The 21,885-nt window shown below is 30.9% G+C and carries 20 protein-coding genes; 12 read left to right on the forward strand and 8 right to left on the reverse strand.

Annotated features, from left to right (window positions below; genetic code table 11):
• Nucleotides 1-33: 33 nt before the first annotated feature.
• The 6 genes from RHP49_01835 to yidD all read left to right on the forward strand — a co-directional run bounded on the left by RHP49_01835 (nt 34) and on the right by yidD (nt 6,033).
• On the forward strand, nt 34-1,233 hold the full coding sequence (locus RHP49_01835) for a hypothetical protein (GenBank protein WNH13004.1): 1,200 nt from the start codon (nt 34-36) through the stop codon (nt 1,231-1,233).
• 110 nt (nt 1,234-1,343) lie between these two features.
• On the forward strand, nt 1,344-2,846 hold the full coding sequence (locus tag RHP49_01840) for a transporter (GenBank protein ID WNH13005.1): 1,503 nt from the start codon (nt 1,344-1,346) through the stop codon (nt 2,844-2,846).
• A gap of 270 nt (nt 2,847-3,116) precedes the next feature.
• Entirely contained in the window at nt 3,117-3,794 is a 678-nt protein-coding gene (gene folE, locus RHP49_01845) for a GTP cyclohydrolase I FolE (protein WNH13006.1), read from the forward strand.
• A gap of 56 nt (nt 3,795-3,850) precedes the next feature.
• Nucleotides 3,851-4,213 (forward strand): four helix bundle protein, encoded by a 363-nt coding sequence (locus RHP49_01850; protein ID WNH13007.1) that lies wholly within the window; start codon nt 3,851-3,853, stop codon nt 4,211-4,213.
• A gap of 28 nt (nt 4,214-4,241) precedes the next feature.
• Nucleotides 4,242-5,723, forward strand: a complete 1,482-nt coding sequence (cysS, locus tag RHP49_01855) for a cysteine--tRNA ligase (protein WNH13008.1) — start codon at nt 4,242-4,244, stop codon at nt 5,721-5,723.
• Between the two features lie 85 nt (nt 5,724-5,808).
• On the forward strand, nt 5,809-6,033 hold the full coding sequence (gene yidD / locus RHP49_01860) for a membrane protein insertion efficiency factor YidD (protein WNH13009.1): 225 nt from the start codon (nt 5,809-5,811) through the stop codon (nt 6,031-6,033).
• 24 nt (nt 6,034-6,057) lie between these two features.
• On the opposite strand, the gene RHP49_01865 is transcribed toward yidD, so the two are convergent.
• On the reverse strand, nt 6,058-7,293 hold the full coding sequence (locus tag RHP49_01865) for an FtsX-like permease family protein (protein WNH13010.1): 1,236 nt from the start codon (nt 7,291-7,293) through the stop codon (nt 6,058-6,060).
• Nucleotides 7,294-7,301: 8 nt separating this feature from the next.
• Here RHP49_01865 and RHP49_01870 point away from each other — a divergent pair, with 8 nt between their 5' ends.
• Nucleotides 7,302-8,579, forward strand: a complete 1,278-nt coding sequence (locus RHP49_01870) for a DUF1343 domain-containing protein (GenBank protein ID WNH13011.1) — start codon at nt 7,302-7,304, stop codon at nt 8,577-8,579.
• Between the two features lie 4 nt (nt 8,580-8,583).
• On the opposite strand, the gene RHP49_01875 is transcribed toward RHP49_01870, so the two are convergent.
• Nucleotides 8,584-9,078, reverse strand: a complete 495-nt coding sequence (locus RHP49_01875; protein WNH13012.1) for a YkgJ family cysteine cluster protein — start codon at nt 9,076-9,078, stop codon at nt 8,584-8,586.
• Nucleotides 9,079-9,325: 247 nt separating this feature from the next.
• Here RHP49_01875 and RHP49_01880 point away from each other — a divergent pair, with 247 nt between their 5' ends.
• Entirely contained in the window at nt 9,326-10,021 is a 696-nt protein-coding gene (locus RHP49_01880; protein ID WNH13013.1) for a class I SAM-dependent methyltransferase, read from the forward strand.
• A gap of 86 nt (nt 10,022-10,107) precedes the next feature.
• On the opposite strand, the gene RHP49_01885 is transcribed toward RHP49_01880, so the two are convergent.
• From RHP49_01885 to RHP49_01895, 3 genes are all read right to left on the reverse strand, one after another.
• Nucleotides 10,108-10,689, reverse strand: coding sequence for a DUF1287 domain-containing protein (locus RHP49_01885; GenBank protein WNH13014.1), 582 nt, complete (start codon nt 10,687-10,689; stop codon nt 10,108-10,110).
• A gap of 33 nt (nt 10,690-10,722) precedes the next feature.
• Nucleotides 10,723-12,477, reverse strand: a complete 1,755-nt coding sequence (locus tag RHP49_01890; GenBank protein ID WNH13015.1) for a TonB-dependent receptor — start codon at nt 12,475-12,477, stop codon at nt 10,723-10,725.
• 136 nt (nt 12,478-12,613) lie between these two features.
• Nucleotides 12,614-15,655 carry a tetratricopeptide repeat protein gene (locus tag RHP49_01895; protein ID WNH13016.1) on the reverse strand — a complete coding sequence of 1,014 codons (3,042 nt, stop codon included), beginning with the start codon at nt 15,653-15,655 and terminating at the stop codon, nt 12,614-12,616.
• 330 nt (nt 15,656-15,985) lie between these two features.
• On the opposite strand from RHP49_01895, the gene RHP49_01900 reads away from it, so the two are divergent.
• From RHP49_01900 to RHP49_01915, 4 genes are read left to right on the forward strand one after another with little or no spacing between them, the layout of a single operon-like run.
• The gene (locus tag RHP49_01900) at nt 15,986-16,669 is read left to right on the forward strand and encodes an ATP-binding cassette domain-containing protein (GenBank protein WNH13017.1); all 684 of its coding nucleotides are present in this window, start codon (nt 15,986-15,988) and stop codon (nt 16,667-16,669) included.
• Between the two features lie 2 nt (nt 16,670-16,671).
• Entirely contained in the window at nt 16,672-17,409 is a 738-nt protein-coding gene (locus RHP49_01905) for a methyltransferase domain-containing protein (GenBank protein ID WNH13018.1), read from the forward strand.
• A complete protein-coding gene (locus RHP49_01910; protein WNH13019.1) occupies nt 17,409-18,311 on the forward strand; it encodes a glycosyltransferase family 2 protein in 903 nt (300 codons plus the stop codon). Before RHP49_01905 ends, RHP49_01910 begins: the two co-directional genes overlap by 1 nt.
• Nucleotides 18,311-19,246, forward strand: coding sequence for a glycosyltransferase (locus tag RHP49_01915; GenBank protein WNH13020.1), 936 nt, complete (start codon nt 18,311-18,313; stop codon nt 19,244-19,246). The genes RHP49_01910 and RHP49_01915 overlap by 1 nt, the downstream gene beginning before the upstream one ends.
• Here RHP49_01915 and RHP49_01920 read toward each other — a convergent pair.
• Genes RHP49_01920 through RHP49_01930 form a run of 3 tightly spaced genes read right to left on the reverse strand, consistent with a single transcriptional unit; the run spans nt 19,229 to nt 21,828 of the window.
• Nucleotides 19,229-19,663 (reverse strand): FdtA/QdtA family cupin domain-containing protein, encoded by a 435-nt coding sequence (locus tag RHP49_01920; GenBank protein ID WNH13021.1) that lies wholly within the window; start codon nt 19,661-19,663, stop codon nt 19,229-19,231. The genes RHP49_01915 and RHP49_01920 overlap by 18 nt on opposite strands.
• A complete protein-coding gene (locus tag RHP49_01925) occupies nt 19,633-20,718 on the reverse strand; it encodes a glycosyltransferase (GenBank protein WNH13022.1) in 1,086 nt (361 codons plus the stop codon). The genes RHP49_01920 and RHP49_01925 overlap by 31 nt, the downstream gene beginning before the upstream one ends.
• 15 nt (nt 20,719-20,733) lie before the next feature.
• Nucleotides 20,734-21,828 carry a glycosyltransferase gene (locus RHP49_01930; protein WNH13023.1) on the reverse strand — a complete coding sequence of 365 codons (1,095 nt, stop codon included), beginning with the start codon at nt 21,826-21,828 and terminating at the stop codon, nt 20,734-20,736.
• Nucleotides 21,829-21,885 lie beyond the last annotated feature (57 nt).

Here is a 21,885-nt window from a genome sequence, read left to right on the forward strand (position 1 = left end):
TTTTGTTATGTCCAACAATTAAATTCTACAGATATGCAACATATTAACTACATAAAACGAAAAATGCCATTCCTAGCAGCAATTACTTTGCTCCTTGGTTTATCATCATGTGGTTCATACCAATACGTAGGTGTAGATAATGATGGTATTTATGGAGACAATACTGTTAGAGTAATCCAACAAGAGACTGCAGTTGTAGAAGTACCTAACGAAAACAACAATAGCTACTATAAAGACTATTTTAGAAACAAATCCTTAGAAGCGGACTTTATGATTTCTAATAATGAGGTCTTTACAGATATAGATAGCTATGAAGGCAATAATTATATAGAAAATGATTCTTTAGTTGACACCAATGACTACCAAGGTTATGCTGGCTGGGGACAAGACAGCAATAGCGTTACTATAAATTACATAGACAACGGTTGGAATAACTGGGGTTGGAATGGTGGATTTGGCTACGGTTGGAATAATTGGGGCTGGGGATATAACGGCTGGAACAACTGGGGCTATTTTGGTTCTGCTTGGTATCACCCTTATTATGGTAGTTATTATAATAACTGGGCATATAACCCTTACCGATATGGTTATGGTTATGGCTATCCATACAGAACTTATGGATACAACAATTATGGATACTACTATGGAAACAGCAGATACTACAGAGCACGAAACACGTCATACAGTGCTAGTAGAAGAGGCAGTTACTATGCAAATAACTCAAGAAATTCTAATAATTTAAATACAACTACTAGACGAAGTAGCATTGCGAATACTCAGAACAGAACAGCTACTTCAAAATATAATACATCTAGAAGAAGTAGTACATCTAGTATTGCAAGTAGAAATAGAGCACAATCTACAATAAACGGCAATACAGTAAGAAGAAGTAATGGTACGGCCACAAGAAATTATAGTCCAAGAACTCAATCTGGTAATACAACTATGAGAAGAAGCTCTTCGGTAAGAACGCCTTCGTCAAATTCAACCTCAAGATCTACATCTTCTACAACAAGAAGAAGTTCTAACGCAAGGTATACACCATCTAGAAGTAATTCGAGTTACTCTCCTAGTAGAAATAATTCTTCATCTTCTTCAAGAAGTTCTAGCTATACACCAAGCAGAAGCAGTAGTTCATCAAGCTCAAGTTCTGCATCAAGATCTTCAAGTAGCAGCAGTTCTAGTGGAAGCTCAAGAAGTTCAAGTTCATCAAGCGGAGGAAGACGTCGCTAATCTTATATTTAAAAAACACTTGAAACATCCATAAAACTAAATCTTAACACATAAAGAAATGACTAAATGGATGCTACTTTTGACATTAAAAAAATAATAAACACATACACATGAAAAAGTTAAATTTACTATTCATAGGCTTGCTTTCTATGTCCGCAATACACGCTCAAGATATTAGTGATGCACTACGTTATTCGCAAGATGAAATTCAAGGAACTGCTCGTTTTAGAGCCTTAAGCGGGGCATTTGGTGCGTTAGGAGGGGATATGAGTGCTGTTAGCTTAAACCCCGCTGGTTCTGCTGTATTTAGTCAAAGTCATGCGTCTTTTACCCTATCAAATGTAGACACTGAAAATAGTACGCAGTACTTTAATGGATTAAACATATCGAACAATTCTAATTTCGATATCAATCAAGGAGGTGCTTCTTTTGTTTTTGCTAGTAATAATAATTCACCTTGGAGAAAGTTTACTGTTGGAGTTGCTTATGAAAGAACTAATAATCATGATGATAACTGGAGAGCCGTTGGTACAAATACAAACAATCAATCTATCGACTTCTACTTTTTAAATTATGCTAACGGTGTAAGATTAGGAGACATCTCTTTAATTGGTGATGAATATATAGAAGAAGCCTACCAAGATATAGGAAATGTTTTTGGTTTTCAACACCAACAAGCCTTTTTAGGGTATCAAGCATTTATACTTGAACCTGATTTGGATGATGATGATAACACAACTTATTCTTCAAATTTAGGAGATGGCACTTTTCAACATGATTACTCTTATCTGTCTACAGGTTATAATGGCAAAGTATCATTTAACGTAGCAGCTCAATATGAAGATAATTTATATTTAGGATTGAATTTAAATTCACATTTTATAGACTACCAACGTTCAACATTTCTTTCAGAGGATAACAACAACGCTAACTCATTAATTAATTTCATTGACTTTGGAAATACACTATCTACTACAGGGAGCGGATTTTCATTTCAATTAGGTGGTATTATAAAATTGAGTCCAGAGTTTAGAGTGGGAGTAACTTACGATTCACCTACTTGGTATACGATTGAAGAAGAAACGACTCAATCAATAAATTCTAATTTAGCCGATACTGATATTGGATTTATTTCAGATATCGTAAATATTTATCCGCAATACAAATTACAAACACCTGCAAAATTAACGGGAAGCTTAGCGTATATCTTTGGAAAACAAGGCTTATTAAGTTTTGATTATTCTACAAAAGATTATAGTGCCACTAAATTCAAACCAGAAAACGATTATACAGATTTGAATAGCGACATTGCAAATGTATTAACTACAGCATCAACCTACAGATTTGGTGGCGAATATAAAGTGAAACAATTTAGTTTTAGAGGCGGTTATCGCTTTGAAGAAAGTCCGTATAAAGATGGTGTAACTGTTGGCGACTTAACAGGTTACTCTCTGGGTGTAGGCTTTAATTTTGGCAACACAAAACTAGACATTACTTATGATCAGTCTGAACGCTCATTTGCAACTCCCCTATATAATGTTGGGTTAATTGATACTGCAAATATTGATAGAATAAACTCAAACTTAACGCTATCATTAAGTTTCAATATTTAAGAAAGAATAGTGTGCTAATATGTTTTAAAAAAAGCTTGAACTTAAATCGTTCAAGCTTTTTAATTTAAATGTAATTTATTTAGTTTATCACAGACAAACACATTACAATTAATTGTTTGATAAGATAAAACATAAGAAAACGGAATTACTTATCTTTGCAGACTAAAAAACAAGATTTTTTGATAGATGAAATAAGCCTAAACTAAAATTTTATTAAAGAACAATAAAAGGCGAATTACATTAAATATCTAACACCATTAAAAATTGCTGATGAAAATTGACAATAACATAGAAGAATATGACTCTTTAGGAGAAGACCATATTGGAACTTCATCAAATACCCCGCTTCGAATGGATGCTTTTAAGCTTTCTAATGAAGAAAAAATAGACATCATTAAAGACGATGTACGTCATATTATGGAAACCTTAGGACTCGATTTAACTGACGACAGTTTAAATGGTACGCCTAATCGTGTAGCAAAAATGTTTGTTAACGAGATTTTTGGAGGTTTAAATCCTAAGAGAAAACCAAAGGCTTCAACGTTCGACAATAAATATAAATATGGCGAAATGCTTGTTGAAAAAAACATTACGGTTTACTCAACTTGCGAACACCATTTATTACCAATTGTAGGTAAAGCACATGTTGCTTACATATCTAATGGTACTGTAGTTGGTTTATCTAAAATGAATCGTGTTGTTGATTATTTTGCGAAACGTCCACAAGTTCAAGAACGTTTAACTATTCAAATAGTAAAAGAATTACAAGAGGTTTTAAATACACAAGATGTTGCTTGTGTAATTGATGCTAAACATTTGTGTGTGAATTCTAGAGGTATTAGAGATATTGAAAGTAGTACAGTAACTTCAGAATTTGGTGGGAAATTTAAAGAAGAAACCACCCGTAGAGAGTTTTTAGACTACATCAAGTTAGACACTAAGTTTTAAACACTTGCTGGTAAGTCGTTAATTTGTTTTTTTGTTAAGCTGAAAAACCAATCCATATGTATATTTATTCGTTTGAAAAATTAGAAGTATGGAAAGAATCTATTAAGCTTGCCACAATTATTTACAATTGCACAAAAGAATTTCCAAATGAAGAAAAATTTGGCTTGATTTCTCAAATGAGAAGATGTTCTATTTCTATATCTTCTAATATTGCCGAGGGAACAGCTAGACATACGAATAAAGATAAAGCTCATTTTATGGCTATTGCATATGGTTCAACATTGGAGCTTTTAAATCAAACTATTATTTCAAAAGAGTTAGGATTTATTTCCGATGAAAAATATAAAATTATTAGATTTGAAATTGAATCTATAACGAATAAAATTAACGGGTTACGAAATCATTTTATAAAGACCTAATAGCTTAACAAGCTTCGACTTTACAACTATGCAACTTTACAACAACCAAAAGATAAAAATATACAATTCTCTTACAGGAACTAAAGAAACCTTTAAACCTATTAACGAAGGCTATATTGGTATGTACGTTTGTGGACCAACTGTTTATAGCCATGTACATTTAGGAAATGTTAGAACCTTCATGTCTTTTGATATGATTTTCCGTTATTTAAAACATTTAGGGTATAAGGTACGCTATGTTAGAAATATAACAGATGCGGGACATTTAGAAAACGATGCAGATGCTGGTGAAGACAAAATAACAAAAAAAGCTCGTTTAGAACAAATTGAACCTATGGAAGTGGTGCAACGCTACACTGTAGATTTTCATAACATTTTAAATACTTTCAATTTTTTACCACCTAGCATTGAACCTACAGCTACAGGTCATATTATTGAACAAATTGAATTGATAGAAACCATCATTAAAAATGGTTTTGCATACGAAGTAAACGGTTCTGTTTATTTTGATGTACACAAATTTAACGAAACCAACGATTACGGTATTCTTAGCAAGCGTAAGCTTGAGGATTTAATACACAACACCCGTGAATTAGACGGACAGAGTGACAAAAAGAATCCGCAAGATTTTGCCCTTTGGAAAAAAGCCGAACCACAACATATTATGCGTTGGCCTTCACCTTGGAGTGATGGTTTTCCTGGTTGGCATTTAGAATGTACAGCCATGAGCACAAAGTACCTAGGTGAACAATTTGATATTCATGGTGGAGGAATGGACTTAAAATTTCCGCATCACGAATGTGAAATTGCTCAAAATAAAGCTGCCAAAGGAAAAAATCCTGTAAATTACTGGATGCATGCTAATATGCTTGAGCTAAATGGGCAACGCATGTCTAAAACTACAGGAAACACAGTAAATCCTGATGAATTACTATCTGGAAATAACAAATTCTTTAGTAAAGCTTATGCACCAAGTGTCATTCGTTTTTTTATTGCACAATCGTCTTACCGAAGTGTATTAGATTTAACTAATGATGGTTTACTCGCCAGCGAAAAAGGATTTTACAGACTTATGGATGGCGTTAATTTACTAGATAGCTTAAAAGCTTCTGAAACGTCTTCTATTGATATTCCTGCATGGAAACAGAAATGTTATGATGCCATGAACGACGATTTTAATTCGCCTATTTTAATTGCACATTTATTTGAAGCTGTTAAATATATTAACCAAGTAAAAGACGGTAGCGAAACATTATCTGCTGAAGATTTAGTTCTTTTAAAAGATACTGTGAATAGTTTTGTTTTTGACATTCTAGGGTTAGAAAACGTTACTAAAAAAGATTCTGGCAGTGATAAACTTTCTGGAGCAGTTGATATTTTAATTAAATTAAGACAAGAGGCTAGAGCGAATAAAGATTTTGCCTTATCTGATAAAATCCGTGACGAATTAGCAGCTACTGGCATTCAGCTAAAAGATGGTAAAGAAGGTACTACTTTTTCGACTAATTAGTTACTTTATGATTTCTAGGAAGTAGGAATCCATTATAAGTCTGAATTAAAATTAAACAGATTTCCTCCTTCGAAGGAATAAAAAAATGTTAAAAAAACTACTTATAGCACCGTTTTTGTTTTTGATAAAAGTGTATCAAACATTGATATCGCCTTTAACACCTGCATCATGTAGATTTCAACCCACTTGCTCCCATTATAGCAAAGACGCTTTACAAAAACATGGGTTATTCAGAGGTGGTTGGTTAGCTATAAAACGTATTTTTAGTTGTCACCCTTGGGGCGGCTCTGGTTACGATCCAGTTCCTTAAAACAAAATTGACTACAAACCAGCCTCAATCAAACCTAATAGCCTTTACTGGAGATATTTTAGTAATAATATATGATGGCACTAAAAGCATCATTAAACATAAAACAAGCGTTCCTAAATTCAAAGCAAACACATAACCAAAACTTATATAAACAGGAGCTTCGGTAACATAATACACACTAGGGTCTAACGGAAATAACTTAAAGTATTTTTGAGCAAATAGTAAACCTAAGCCTAAAATATTCCCCCATAACAATCCTAAAAAAATAAGGTAAGACGCATTATATAAAAACAGCTTTCTAATACTCCAATTATTACTCCCTAAAGCTTTTAATATGCCTATCATTTGCGTGCGCTCTAGTATTAAAACAAGTAATGCCGTTATCATATTTATTCCTGCAACCAAAATCATAATACCAATAATACCATAAATATTTTTGTCAAATATTTTTATCCATTCAAAAATGGAAGCATATTTATCACTTACTATTTGCGTATTAAAAGTAGATGGTGTGTTTTTGTATATTTCTATGCCTTTTGTTTGCAACGCATCAAAATCATCAATAAACACTTCAAAGTTCCCTATTTGATCTTCTTTCCATTTATTAATACGCTGAATATGACGAATATTTCCAATTAAAAATTGTTTATCTAAATCTTCAAAACCCGAATTATATATACCAACAATATTAAAAGTGATGATATTAGGTAATTTTTCTGTATCCGTTTTTAAAAATACCATTTGGAAGGTATCATCAACTTTAAAACCTAATCGATTAGCTAAATATTGAGATATTAAAACCTCTTCGCTCCATTTTTTCTCAAAAGTTGGCAACCTACCTTCTATTAAAAACTCTTTAAAATATTTCCAATCATAATCGGTTCCTACTCCTTTTAAAATAGCACCTTCAAAATCAGTTTCAGTGCGAATAACACCAAATTTTGCAGCTACAGCCTGAATATGACTTATACCTTCAACCGATTTAAACTCTGGATAAAACTCTTGATTTTTAGATATCGGGAATACACTTTCTTCCGAGTTATTACTATCGTAATTAGAAATAAGAACATCGCCATTAAACGCCACTACTTTTTCACGTATTTTTTGCTGCAAACCAATACCGGTTGCAATAGCAATCATCATAACCACAATACCAATGGCAATTGCTGCAATACCAATTTTTATTATTGGTGCCGATATGCTACTTTTATACGCTTTACTACCAATAATGCGTTTAGCTATAAAAAACTCGTAATTCAATTTATATAATGAGGTTTAATGTTGTCAAAAATACAGTTTTATTATTTGTTTTAGTAATGATTTCTTGTGCAAACTTGTCGAAATCTGAAGCTAAAAATCTGAAGTCTGAAATTATTAAACAGAATGAAGTTCTCAATAAAATTGAAAATGACAGTACAATCATAGTTGGCGCAAATCAAATGGAGTCCTATTTACCTTTACTAAAAGGAAAACGGGTTGGTATTGTAGCGAATCAAACTTCCGTAATATTTAAACATAATCCTACGTCTTCTCTCGAACCTAGCAATGACGCATATTCGCATTTAGTTGATTCACTAGTATTATTAAACATTGATATAAAAACAGTCTTTGCTCCAGAACATGGCTTTAGAGGAACTGCTGATGCTGGCGAACATGTAAAAGATGGTATAGATACTAAAACCAATTTACCTATAGTGTCACTTTACGGAAAAAACAAAAAACCATCACCCGGACAACTTAAAAACATAGACATCATCATTTTTGATATTCAAGATGTAGGCGCTCGATTTTACACTTATATTTCATCATTACATTATGTTATGGAAGCTTCTGCTGAAGCAAGAATTCCTGTAATTATTCTTGATAGACCAAACCCTAACGGACATTATATTGATGGTCCTATTTTAGAAATGGAACATACAAGTTTTGTTGGAATGCATCCTATTCCTGTCGTGCATGGTATGACTATTGGCGAATATGCTAAAATGATTAATGGTGAAAAATGGTTAGCAAACGGCATACAATGTGAATTGAACGTGATTCCTTTAAAAAACTATAATCATAGTGTTAGTTATAGTTTACCAATATATCCGTCTCCTAATTTACCAAACGATAAATCTATTAACCTATATCCTAGCTTATGCTTTTTTGAAGGCACCAATGTGAGTGTGGGAAGAGGTACAAAGTTTCCTTTTCAAATTTTTGGAAGTCCGTTTTTGAATCCTAAATTATATGATTTTGAATTTACTCCTGAACCTAATTTCGGATCAAAATATCCAAAACATCAAGATAAATTATGCCACGGTAAAAATTTAATATTAACAGAAAACCTAAAGATTTTAAATTTAAAATGGCTTATTGAAGCGTATAATAACACAGAAAATAAGGCTGAATTTTTCAATACATTCTTCACTAAATTAGCAGGCACAAAAAAACTACAACAACAAATTGAAGCTGGTTTAAATGAAGAACAAATAAAAGCAACATGGCAAGAAGGATTAAAAAACTTCAAAAAAACAAAAGCTAAATATTTAATTTACAAATAGACTTTTAAACTTTAATACGTTTTTTCATTTCCTCAACTATATTAAAAGCAGCAGGACAAATAGCTACATTTTTTAATGTTAAGTTTGAAATTTGCTGAAACTTTTTTCTATCAGTGTGAGGAAATTCTCTGCAAGCTTTTGGTCGAACATCATAAATAGAACAATAATTATCGGCTCCTAAAAATGTACAAGGCACACTTTGCAATACATAATCGTTTTCTTCATCAATACGCAAATACTGACTAATAAATTGCTGTGTTTTCATTCTGAAATGTTTTGCAATTCTATCTACGTCTTTATCGGTAAATAAAGGCCCTGTAGTTTTGCAACAGTTGGCACATTTTAAACAATCGGTGCGCTCAAACTCTTCTTCATGCAAGTCTTCCATCACATAATCTAAATTTTTAGGCGGTTTCTTTTTTAGCTTCGCGAAGAATTTTTTGTTTTCGTTATGCTTATCTTTGGCGAGCTTTGGAAGATTATTTATAATGTCTTGCATGGTGCAAAAATAGAACTTTTCATGATTCTTTTTATTATTTCACAAAGTTTCACAGAGAATTTCGCAGAGTTCCTCTGAGTATAAATAGTTTTAATTTATTAATACAACATGAATTTTACTGTTATATAAAAATTGACACGTATTATACTCTGTATCTCTCCGTGTAAACTCAGTTTTACTCTGCGTAAAATAAAATTTAAATTTATGAGATTTCCGCCTTTGTGGAAATGAAAAAATAGCATTACTAATGAAAGACCTTTTCGGAAACGCCTTATTAGATTATCAAAACGGACATTATACCGAAGATATTATTACATCTACCAGTATTTCTGATGACGATGCATTACCGCTCCCCTATTTGTTTCGTGATTTTAAAGACATGCCCAAATTGGAACAGCAAGCGTTGAAATTAACAAAAGGCAGTATTTTAGATGTTGGCTGTGGCTCAGGAAGTCACAGTTTGTTTTTGCAAGAAAAAGGATTTCAAATTAATGCCATTGATATTTCGAAAGGCGCTATTGAAGTAGCGAAACAACGTGGTGTTTTAAATGCTGAAGTGAAAAATATTTTAGATGAAACTGAAACTTTTGACACTGTTTTATTACTAATGAATGGCACAGGGATTTTTCAAGAATTAACCCAAGTTTCAAAATACTTAACGCATTTAAAAAGTCTGCTAAACCCTAACGGACAAATTTTAATGGATTCATCTGATATTAAATACATGTATGAAGATGAAGATGGTGGTTATTGGATGGATACCAACGCTTCTTACTACGGTGAACTTGATTACTTCCTTTCATACAAAAACGAAAAAGAAACGCCCATGAAATGGTTGTATTTAGATTTTAATACTTTAAAACTAGCCTGTGAAACGGTTGGTTTACAATGTGAGTTGGTTATGGAAGGTGAGCATTTTGATTATTTGGCTCGATTAAGTTAAACTCTCATTCCTGCGAAAGCAAGAATCTTATAAATTGAAACTTATTTTCTTTAATGCAGATTCCCGCCTACGCAGGAATAACAAATTTAGATTACAAACCTATAATGTCCAATAATCTTAAAACTAAATAAGCAATCTTCTAAAACTTGACCGCCGCCAATATTATGGACAATTAAATATCGCTTGCCGTCATTTGATTTCTTATTAACCACAAAACCAATATGAGTTATGGCGCCACCTAAATTCCAACAAACAACATCCCCTGGTTTATAATCATTCGGATTTTTAGTGATTAGCTTCTCTGCTCCTTGTCGTTTAAAATAAGTCATTAAATTAGGTACACGTCTGTGGTCAATATTCTTATCGGTTGATTTCAATCCCCATATTTTTGGATACAAATTAAAATACGCTTTCATATCTTGATGTACTTCCTTTTGCAAATCAACACCTAATTTTCTAAAAGCTCTAATCACCACATCTGTACAAACACCTTTACTAGAAGGCACATCGCCGTTTGGATAATCAATTGAAAAATAACTGGGATCGTAAGTAACCTTTTGTTTTGTCAATTCTAAAGCAGCATCATAAAGTGTTAATTGTTCAGTAATATTTTGAGCTTCAATAAAACTGAAACAAAAAACAAAGAAAATGAAAAGAAGTTTTTGCATAAAATGATAAACAGATTCCTGCCTTCGCAGGAATTAAAAATCAAACTTAAAAGTAGCACCCGCTAAAAACTGAATACTTTGCACTGGAAAATTTTGCCAGCGTTGGTAACCTTCATTAGCAATATTATTCGCTTTTGCAAATACAGAAATTTGATCGTTAATATGATAACCAACATGTGCATTGGCATCAAAATAACTTTCCAAAGTTACAGTAAAGGGCGTTGTAGCAATAGATGGATCATTTAAAAAGAATTGATCTTTTCGTTCTCCCACATAAAACAAATTAGCACCAGCAAACCAATGTTCATCGATTTGATAATCTAAAAACAGAGACCCTTTTACATCTGGTAAGTTCCAAGCTTCAGCTTCATCATCGGTAGAATAACTAAAATATTCTGCCTTTATACCTAATTTAAAATTTCGATTTACATCTACATTTATTTCTCCTGCGAAACCAAAAGTATCTACATCGTCATATACAATTCCAAATGAATTCCCATAAGTATAATTTTCATCTGTAGTTGTAATATCGTTATTTCTAAATAACGCTTTATTTCTATCAGCAATGTAACGCCCGCTAACATTATAACTCATGTTGCTAGACAACTTTCCTTTTAAACCTACATAAGCATTATATAATTGATCGGTTGGTGTTATACCCATTTCTGGATTACTTTCTGTACTTCCTAAAGTTGGAGACACAAACTGGTTTTCAGCAGCAAAACCATAATAAGAATTCTGAATTAAATCACCTTGAATACCTCCATAAACGATTAACACATCGTTAACCAATCTGTAAGTAGCCGTAACATTTGGATATATATAAAACTTGCTCTCACCAGATTCGTTATCGTTTAAATAATATGTAGAAACCCCAAGATTAATGGTTAAATCATCTTCTTTCATTTGGTAAGTTGGCGATATTCCTATTTGAAAATTACCATAATTTAGTTCCTCATTGGTATAATAATTTCTATCAAAGGTTCCGCCTAAATAATCTAATTTTATATCAGTTGATACCTCTTCGTCATTTATAGGAACATCTACTGTTGCTTTTGCAATAAATCTATTTTCGCCAGAACCTTGGTTATCTCCAAAACGTCTAAAAAAGAAACTTCCGGAGTTAATATATGTATCTTCAAAACTAATATCGCCACCAAAATGTGCATTAAAAAAGGAATGATCGACTTCAATGTTATCTGTTTGGGCTTGCGGAATTATTGATTGCGGTACACCATACCAATTATACATTTGATGCTGAAATCCTGCTTCTACATTCCACGCCAAATCTCTTAATCGCGACGCATAATTCACATTAATTTTTGAATTTGAAAAATTATCATCAAAAGACAAACCTTCAATCCCACCAGCAGATGAATGGTGACTTAAGTATCCACCAACACTTTCGTTTCTGCTAATAGCATGATTTAAGTACACTTCGCCTAAAATAGTAGTATAGCTTCCAACACCTAAAGTAGCGTAATTATCATATAACTTTATCGGCTTTGCTTTTTCAATAACTGCCGCTTTTCCTTTTGCAGGTGTAAATGTGGATGCTACTGGAAACGAAAATATATTATATTTAATTTCTTTTTTAGTTTCTGTTGTTTCATCTTCTAAAGACGGAATTTCTTTTACTTTAAAAGCATCTGAAATTGTTGGAGTATAAGGTTTAACTACATCTATAACACCTGTATTAATGGTGTCGTTTTCTCTGTTTTGTGAAAAACCAGTGGTTACACTTAATGTAATTACTACTAATAATATATTTTTTATGTGCTTTCGCATACTTTTATTTATTTTTTTAATTGATTGACTTCTTTGTCATTCCCGCGAAGGTGGGAATCCACATTATACTAATTTAATTTTCATTTTATGAGATTCCTGCCTTCGCAGGAATGACAATTTAACTCGAACTAACAACCTAATTCCCTTCGGTTTGAATAGATGAATTTGTTTTAGCCTCTTCCGTTTTTATTATGCTTAATTCTTGTTTGGCTTCTTCAACAACATCATCAAATTCTTTGAAATTTTCAATAACACTTTCTAAAATATAAGTGGCTTGAAAAGCATCATTTAAAGCATAAAAATTCTTTGCCATTAACACCAACCCTTTAGCACTATAATACTTATATCCAGAATAATCTTTAGCTAGTTTTTGCACAGATTTATTTGATGCTTCATGCTTACCTTCCTTATTTTTAAAATAGGCATTGTAGTATAGAGCTTCAGCTGCTGTTTCTCCAGTAGCTACTTTTTCAACTTCTGCAAAAGCGACTTTTGCTCTGTCTTCATTTCCTGTTTTTATGGCAGAACGTGCTATAATAATGTGCGCATCGCTTTTAATTTTATTATCAATTTTTGAATTTCTTAATACTTTTTCTGCATAAGAAACTGCTGCATCATAATTTTCTAATTGATAATTTGCTTTCATTAAATTAGATTGTGCAAATACCACATTTTGAGGAAAACTTGCTTCTTCTTCTAACATTTGCAATAAAGGAATAGCCGTATTCCAATTTTTAGATTCCAAATAAAACTGAGATAAACGTGATAATGCTTCCTCAGAATATTCACTTCTTGAAGCATCTACAACATACTTATAATGTGGCGCAGCGTTTTCTAATAAGTCCTTTTTATAATACAATTGTGCTACATAAAAATGAGCCTGTAAAGCATGAATACCTTTAGGAAACTCATTTAAATAACCATTAAATTGCTTAATAGCCTTATCTGTATTATTATCTAAATATTGTTTTTCGGCAGCTTCGTATGTGGCATTATCTAAATCGGCATCGGTAACTTCAACATAATCTAAAGTTCGTACCCAAGTTGCATAATCATCTACACGACCTAAATCGATATAAATTAAACGTGCTGTAGAAACGGCTTGAACCGCCTCTGGAGTTCCTGGATAATCGCTTGCTACTTTTTTGAATTTCGTTAACGCACCCTCGTTTTCGCTTCCGTTATAATAAACCAATCCTTGACGCAATAACGCTTTAGGCACGAAAGAGCTCATTCTGTACTCACTACTTAAACGATTATAAACCTGCATAGCTTTATCTGTTTTGTTAGCTTTTACATAAGAATTCCCTAACTCATACATAGCATCATCTCGCAGTTTAGATTTTGGGTATTTTAAAATAAAGGCTTCTAACTCTTTTATTTTTTTTGAAGATTGTCCAGCATATCCAATGCTTATTGCTTTTTGAAAAAACGCATAATCAGATTCTATTTCGCTTAGCTTAATGGCATTTTCATAAGCTTGAATAGCGCTAGTATATTCACTTGACACAAAATAAGCATCTCCCAATCTTAAATACGCATCATTCAATCTTACCTTATCATCTTTTTTATTGGAAATAAATTGATTAAAATATTGAGTTGCTTGTGGATAGTTTTTTAGTTTAAAATACGTGTAAGCTAAATTATAATCTACATTTTCCATTTCTGGAGTTGATGCCGATTCTGGTTGTTGTTTAAACTGTTTAAAGCCAACTAAAGCATCTTCATAATTAGTTAAATTATAATCGGTTTCAGCTTTCCAAAACGTTGCTCGTGCTGTATATTTTGGATCTCTGGGCTCACTTAAAGACGCATCAAAAAGTGATTCTGCTTCTAAATATTGATTTTCATTATACAATTCAATCCCTCTATAAAATGCTGCTTTTTGATAAGCCACTTTATTTTCGAAACTATTCTTTCCTTTTAATAATTTTAAAGCTTCTTTATAATTTTTTGATGTAATGTAAGAATCAATTAAAAGGGTTTCAATATCTTCTTTATAACTCGTTTTTGGATATTTTTCTAAATAACCAGCTAATACTTGAGGAGCCGATTGATACGGATTGCCTATTTCATAACTAATTTTAGCATAATTTAACCAAGCGTCTTCTTGAATCTTTAAGTCAAAATCCATTTGAGATGCATTTCTAAAGGCATTTAAAGCTTCTTGCTTTTTATCAACATTGATATAACTCTCGCCTAAATGATAATAGGCATTTTGGGCAATAGCATTATTACCACCAATTATTTTATTGAATTCTGAAATCGCATTTTCATAATCGCCTTGTTTGTAATGCGCATAACCTAGTTGATAATAATCTGTATTATTCCACTTTGCCTTTCTGTCTCTTTTACCTTTTATACCTTTATAAGCCGTTAAAAACGGAACAGCTTCAGCATATTGTTTTAAATTGAAATAGCTCTCTCCGATAATTTTAGAGAGCTCAGAGACTTCATCTTCAGCACTAGTTTCCAATCGAGCCTTGGCAAGGGTAATTGCTTTTTCAAAATTCCCTAATTTAAAATTTAAATCGGCTTGATAATACGACAACTTTTCTTTGTAACGCTCTTGGTCACTTACTTGGTCGAAATACTCATTGGCTTTGTCATAATCATCACCTTCATAAGCCATAAAACCAATATAATATTTAGCCTGCGAGCCATACTCAGGAGAGTTTTCAACTTTACTTAAATACTTTTTAGCATCTTTAAATTGCTTTGTTGAAAAGGCTGTATAACCATTATTAAAATAAAACTTTTGCTTTTCTTTTTTACCTAGTGCATTTTCATCGACTTTATCATACCATTTTCTGGCATAAGCATATTTACCATTGGTAAAATAATAATCGGCTACATCAACAAAAGCAGTATTTCTTTTAGTACTTGTAGGATAGTCTTTTACAAAACCCTCTACCAAACCATCTGCATTTTGTTGATTTAATCGTACGGCGCAATTAGCAATATAATATGCGCAGTCTGATTGCAAAACGTCTTCTTTAGCTGTTTTTTGAACACTTCCAAACAGTGATTGAGCCGCTAGATATTGTTGATTATTATAAAGCGATAATGCCTTTTGATAATCAACTAAACTACTAGTATACGTGGCAGATTGTTGTGCTATAATTTGGAAACTAAAACTTATAGCCAGTACTAATAAGACAATATTTTTTTTAGTCATTAATAATTCGTTTTTTAATTTGATGTTCAAAGATAAATATAAGGTTTTAGATTCCTGCCTTTGCGGGAATGACAATTTCAAATGAAATCAAGATAAAACATCTTGAAGAGTTATTTCACCTATAACGCAACAATCGTGCTATAATTATAAACCGAGTTATTAAATGTTAAAATTGACTGAAAACTGAAGTTGGAAAGACAGAAGTTGGAATATGAATTAAACATTGACTATTTAAAAATATTATCTCTATCTAAAACAATAAAAATTATGACTTAAGGTTTGTTATGTTAAACTATAAACTTTAAACTTGTAACTTTAAACTAATCATTTATGTCAAACCCTATTTTACAATTAAAAGACGCTTCTATTTTTCAAGGTGAAAGCTTAGTACTTTCAAATGTTAATGTAGAAATTAACAAAGGAGATTTTGTGTATTTAATTGGGAAAACGGGTACGGGTAAAAGTAGTTTTATGAAAACACTTTATGGCGATCTACCTCTAACTGAAGGTGAAGGGCATATAGTAGATTTCAATTTAAAAACACTTAAAGAAAAAGAGATTCCGTTTTTAAGACGAAAGTTAGGTGTTGTTTTTCAGGACTTTAAATTACTAACCGATAGAACCATAAACGACAATTTACTATTTGTTTTAAAAGCCACGGGTTGGAAAGACAAAACCGAAATGAATACACGTGTAGAAGAGGTTTTAACAAAGGTTGATATGAAAACAAAAGGATTTAAATATCCGCATGAACTTTCTGGTGGAGAACAGCAACGTATTGCTATTGCTAGAGCTTTACTTAATAATCCAGAACTTATCCTTGCCGATGAACCTACTGGAAACCTAGACCCACAAACAAGTGTTGAAGTCATGGAGGTTTTACAAGAAATTAACAAAAATGGCAACACTATTTTAATGGCTACTCATGATTATGCATTGCTTTTAAAATACCCTAGCAAAACTTTGAAGTGTGATGAGAATGCGGTTTATGAGGTGGTGCAGAGGAAGGCTTAAATATGTACAAAACAATAAAAAATAGTGTAAAAGCATTAATTCCGAATTCATTTCTTTTTAAAAATGAGTTGTTTTTCAGAAAATTTCATAGTATTTTTTATATTGGAAAAAACCACCAATGTAATATTTGCAACAAGCAATTGAAAGCTTTTATTTCATTGGGAAACTACGATTTACTTTGTCCATCTTGTGGAAGTCTATCTAGAAACAGAAGACTTTGGAAACTACTTAATGATAATAACTCTATAAATGGTAATATCCTTCACTTTTCACCATCCAGAAGTCTTTACAGGACTTTAAAAAAAGAAAAAAGCATTACTTATTACAGTACAGATTTTGAAGATGAATTCTTAGCAGATTACAAATTTGACATTACAAATGTTGAACAAGAAAATGACAAATTTGATACTATTATCTGTTACCACATCCTAGAACACATTATAGAAGATAGAAAAGCCATGTCTGAACTCCACAGAGTTCTAAAACCTAATGGCACTATATTTATACAAACACCGTTTAAAGAAGGTGTTATTTATGAAGATTATTCTATTATTACTCCTGAAGACAGAAAAATACATTTTGGACAAAACGATCATGTTAGAATATACTCTGTTGCAGGATTAAAAGAAAGATTAGAAAACACGGGTTTTAAAGTAGAAATAAAAAAAAATGACAATCATACAGACGATTCATTCTTAGGACTTAAATCTCCTGAAACAGTATTAATAGCTACAAAATAATGCTCTCAATATTAATACCAACATATAATTATAATGTTTATCCACTTGCTTTTCAACTGGAGCAGCAAGCACTCGATGCTAACATTGTATTTGAGATTATTTGTTTTGATGATGGCTCTACAAACGCTAAAACAATTAAAGAAAATGAGAAAATAAACACTTTAGAAAACAGTTCTTTCATAGCTCTTGATGTTAATATTGGACGAAGTAAAATTAGGAATTCACTAGCATCTAAGGCTAATTTTGAATGGCTCCTTTTTTTGGATGCAGATACAATGCCTGTTAGTAATTTATTTATTAGCAATTATTTAAGCGCCCTCCATAAACAATCAAAAATTATCTATGGAGGAATATTATATAAACAAAAAACACCTCCAAATAATCAGGTGTTACGTTGGATATATGGAAAAAACAGAGAAGCTCTTTCAAAAACACTACGCAATAAAAACCCATATTTACGCTTTTTAACATTAAGTTTTTTAATCCATAAAAATGTTTTTAAAAAAGTCGCCTTTAATGAAGATATTCCAAATTTAAGGCATGAAGACACCTTATTTGCTTTAGACTTAAAACGAGAAATGATAAATATTGCTCATATAGATAATCCTGTATATCATTTAGGACTAGAAACCAACAAACAATTTTTACAAAAATCGTTACAATCTGTAAAAGCCATTTCCATTTTTGTGAATCAAGGATTAATGCCATACAATGCAACACTAATTACAAAAATTCATCATTACACAAATAAGATACATTTAAATCATGTATTAAAACATCTTTATCTAAACAAAAAAATAAGAGAATACTTTGAAAGCCAACTATTATCAAGGGAACCTTCTCTTTTTCTTTTTGATCTTTACCGTTTAAGCTATTTTTGTTCACTTAAAAAACAAGAATAATGCCTTTTTTCTCTATAATAATTCCACTATATAACAAAGAAGATTATATATCAGACACATTAAAAAGTGTTTTTAATCAAAATTTTCAAGATTTTGAAGTAATTATTATTGATGATGGCAGCACGGACAAAAGTTTAGAAATAGCAAAATTAGTTAAAGACTCAAGAATAACTATTATTCAACAAAAAAATAAAGGGGTCTCCTCTGCACGAAACAAAGGTATTCAAAAGGCTAAAGCTAAATACATAGCCTTATTAGACGCTGATGACACATGGCATAACATCCATTTGTTTGAATTAAAAAAACTCATTAAAACATTTCCAAATGCTGGTTTATATTGCAACAATTATGAGATTTTATACTCGAACAATATTTATGCAAAAACAAGTTTTAATTTTTCATTCAAAACTGACTCTCTTATTGTTGAAGACTATTTCAAAGCTAGCATTATAAATGCTATTGCTCTAACTTCGGCTGTTGGATTTTCAAAAGAAACATTTAATAAGATTGGAGGTTTTAATCCTGCTTTAGAAATAGCAGAAGATTTAGATTTATGGGTTCGTTTCGCACTAAATTATTATGTTTGTTTTAATCCGAAAATTACAATGACCTATAATAAAGGCGTATCAGATAGTCTCTCTAAAAAAGAACTTAATGACATTAAATATCGTTTTATAAATAATCATCACAAACAAGAACAAAAAAATTCTTCGTTAAAATTATATTTAGATATTAATCGATACGCTGTTGCATTGAGGTGTAAAATAAATAATGAAATAATATTATATAAAAAAATAAAATCTGAAATTGATTTTGATAATTTAAATTTTAAACAAAAAGCACTTATAAATTGTCCGATATTTGTTTTAAAAGGAATAAAACTATTTCAACATTTTCTAATAAAAAACAATATTTACTTAACTGCCAACAAATAATTTAAAGTCATTGTAGCTTCTAATATAATCATCTTCATCAAAAACATCAGAAGCTAATACTAAACAGACAACCCCTGAAGAGAAATTTTCAAGCTCTCTCCAAACCCCTTTATTAATTAACAATCCCTTGTTTGGCTTATTAAGCATTACTTTCGTTTTTTCAAACCCATTATCTAAAACCACCTCAAAACTTCCACTTAAAGCTATTAAAAGCTCCAATTGTTCTTTATGAGCATGACCGCCTCTATAAGCATCACTAGGCACATCATATAAATAATATACCCGATCAATTTTAAAAGGGATACAATCATTTTCGATGACAGATAAATTACCTCTTCCTTTATCATCACAAATTTTAGGTATATCAATTAATTCAGTCCCATGTATCATAATTCTTCTTCTATAATTTTTTTCCATTGTAATGAAATTTCATTTATCTCTAAATGTTTAACACTTTTTAAGACATTTCTCTTGCAATGTAAATACAACTCTTTGTCTTCTATTAATAAATTCATAGCATTAGCTAAAGCCTCTACATCGTAATTATTAATTAACAATCCATTTTCTCCATTAATTAATAATTCTCTAGGACCTGAATCACAATCGACAGAAATCACTGGTGTACCACACGCTAATGATTCTAATATAGATCGCGGAAAACCCTCAAAATGACTTGTTAACACAGTAAATAATGCTGACTTTACATAAGAAAAAGGGTTAGCTGTAAATGGAATAAATAGTATGTATTTTTCTAAATTCAAACTTTCCACCTTTTTCTTTATCAGTAGTTCATCTGGCCCTGAACCTAACAAAACAAGCTTTATTCCATTTTTTAATAAATTGGATGTTTTATAACCATTTATTAAAAGCGATAAATTCTTAACATTATCTTCTATTCTACCAAAATAAAGTATATAAGATCCTTGAATATCTATTTTATCATTTAACTCATTTGATATTAATAAACTATTAACAGGATTATAAATAGTCTCAACATTTTTTAAATCGTATTTATTCTCAATTTTAAATTTAATGCTTTTGCTTACTGTTATTATTTTATATACATCTTTATATAATAATCTTCCCAAAATTTTATATTTAGGCATGTAATATTTTAAATAAAAACTTCTAACAACAGAAATAATTTTTGTTCCTCTAAAAAGGTATTTATAGATTATAAAATCCTTTAAAAATCTATTTCTTATTCTATTATCAATTATATAATCAAATTTATGACTTGAGAAATATGCCTTTAATACTTTAAACTTGTTATAACTACTTTTATTACCTTTTAGTGCTAATTCTAAATTAAAAAGTGTTCCTGAATAATCATATTCAATAGTATTCTTTGTCGTTGCCAAATGAATATCATGCCCCAAATTAAACAATAGCTGAGACAAAAGTGCACTAGACCTCTCTGCTCCACCATTACCTAGCGATGTGACTACGATACAAATTTTCTTTTTATTCAAAATACACTAAAGGTTTCAAGGACTTATAATTAGTTTCATCCATCTTTTAAAAACCTCATCATTAGAGTATTTATGGATTGAAGACTTACTATTACGTTTACAATTCTCGTACAATTCATTATCTGAATACATCCTATCTATAGCTTTTGTAAACGCATTAAAATCTTGATTTTTTACTAAAAGCCCATTTTGATTATGCTCTATAATCTCTGAAGGACCAGATTTACAATTAAACGAAACTACAGGTGTACCGAGAGCTAAAGATTCCAATATAACCATTGAGAACCCTTCAATTTTACTAGATAATAGTAAAAATTTGCTTGCCTTAATGTATGGGTACGGATTGGATTTAAAGCCCATTATCTTCACCATGTTATCCAGATTATTTTCGTTAATGATGCTTTCTAAATTTTCTTTATCTTTTCCATCACCTAAAATATAAAGCGGAATATTATTTTTTGCAGGTTTAGAAACTTTATAAGCATGTATTAATTTATCGAATTGCTTTACCTCATTATTTAATCGTCCTACAGCTATAACAAAAGGTTTATTTAACGCTTTTATAGGTTTTTCACTTTTTATAATAATATCATTATTATAAAAATTAGGTATATAAAGCAAGTTGCTAAAATTAAACAACTGCTTAGTTGCTTCATAAATACCTTCAGAAACAACAACTACCGCTTTAGCTCTATTATAAAATTTATAAAATATAATATGTTGAGGTAAATAATTATAGACTCTATGTGAATGAATTGTTAATACTGTTTTTTTTATATTTATTACAAAAAGATGCAAAATAAGTTCTTTTAAAAAACTGTTTTTAAATCTAAAATCTAAATATATATCAGCATTTATTTTTTTATAATATTTTTTTAACTTGAATATCTTTATTAAGGATTTAATAAACCCAAACTTGTGATTTATTTCACCTAAATTATAAAGTTGTCCTTTATAATCGTAATCAACGCCATCTCGCATTGAAATAATAGATACCTCAAATTTTGCATCATAAAAAGACTTTGATAATTGAGAAGCTACCTTTTCTGATCCACCTCCAGTTAAACAATCTACAATAATGCAGATGCTTTTTTTATTATTTGAGTTCATTTATGAAATTACAAATTTGCAAACAAATATAATTATAAAACTAAAACTCAGAGTATA

The sequence above is a fragment of the Flavobacteriaceae bacterium HL-DH10 genome (assembly GCA_031826515.1).
Classification (GTDB): domain Bacteria; phylum Bacteroidota; class Bacteroidia; order Flavobacteriales; family Flavobacteriaceae; genus Thalassobellus; species Thalassobellus suaedae.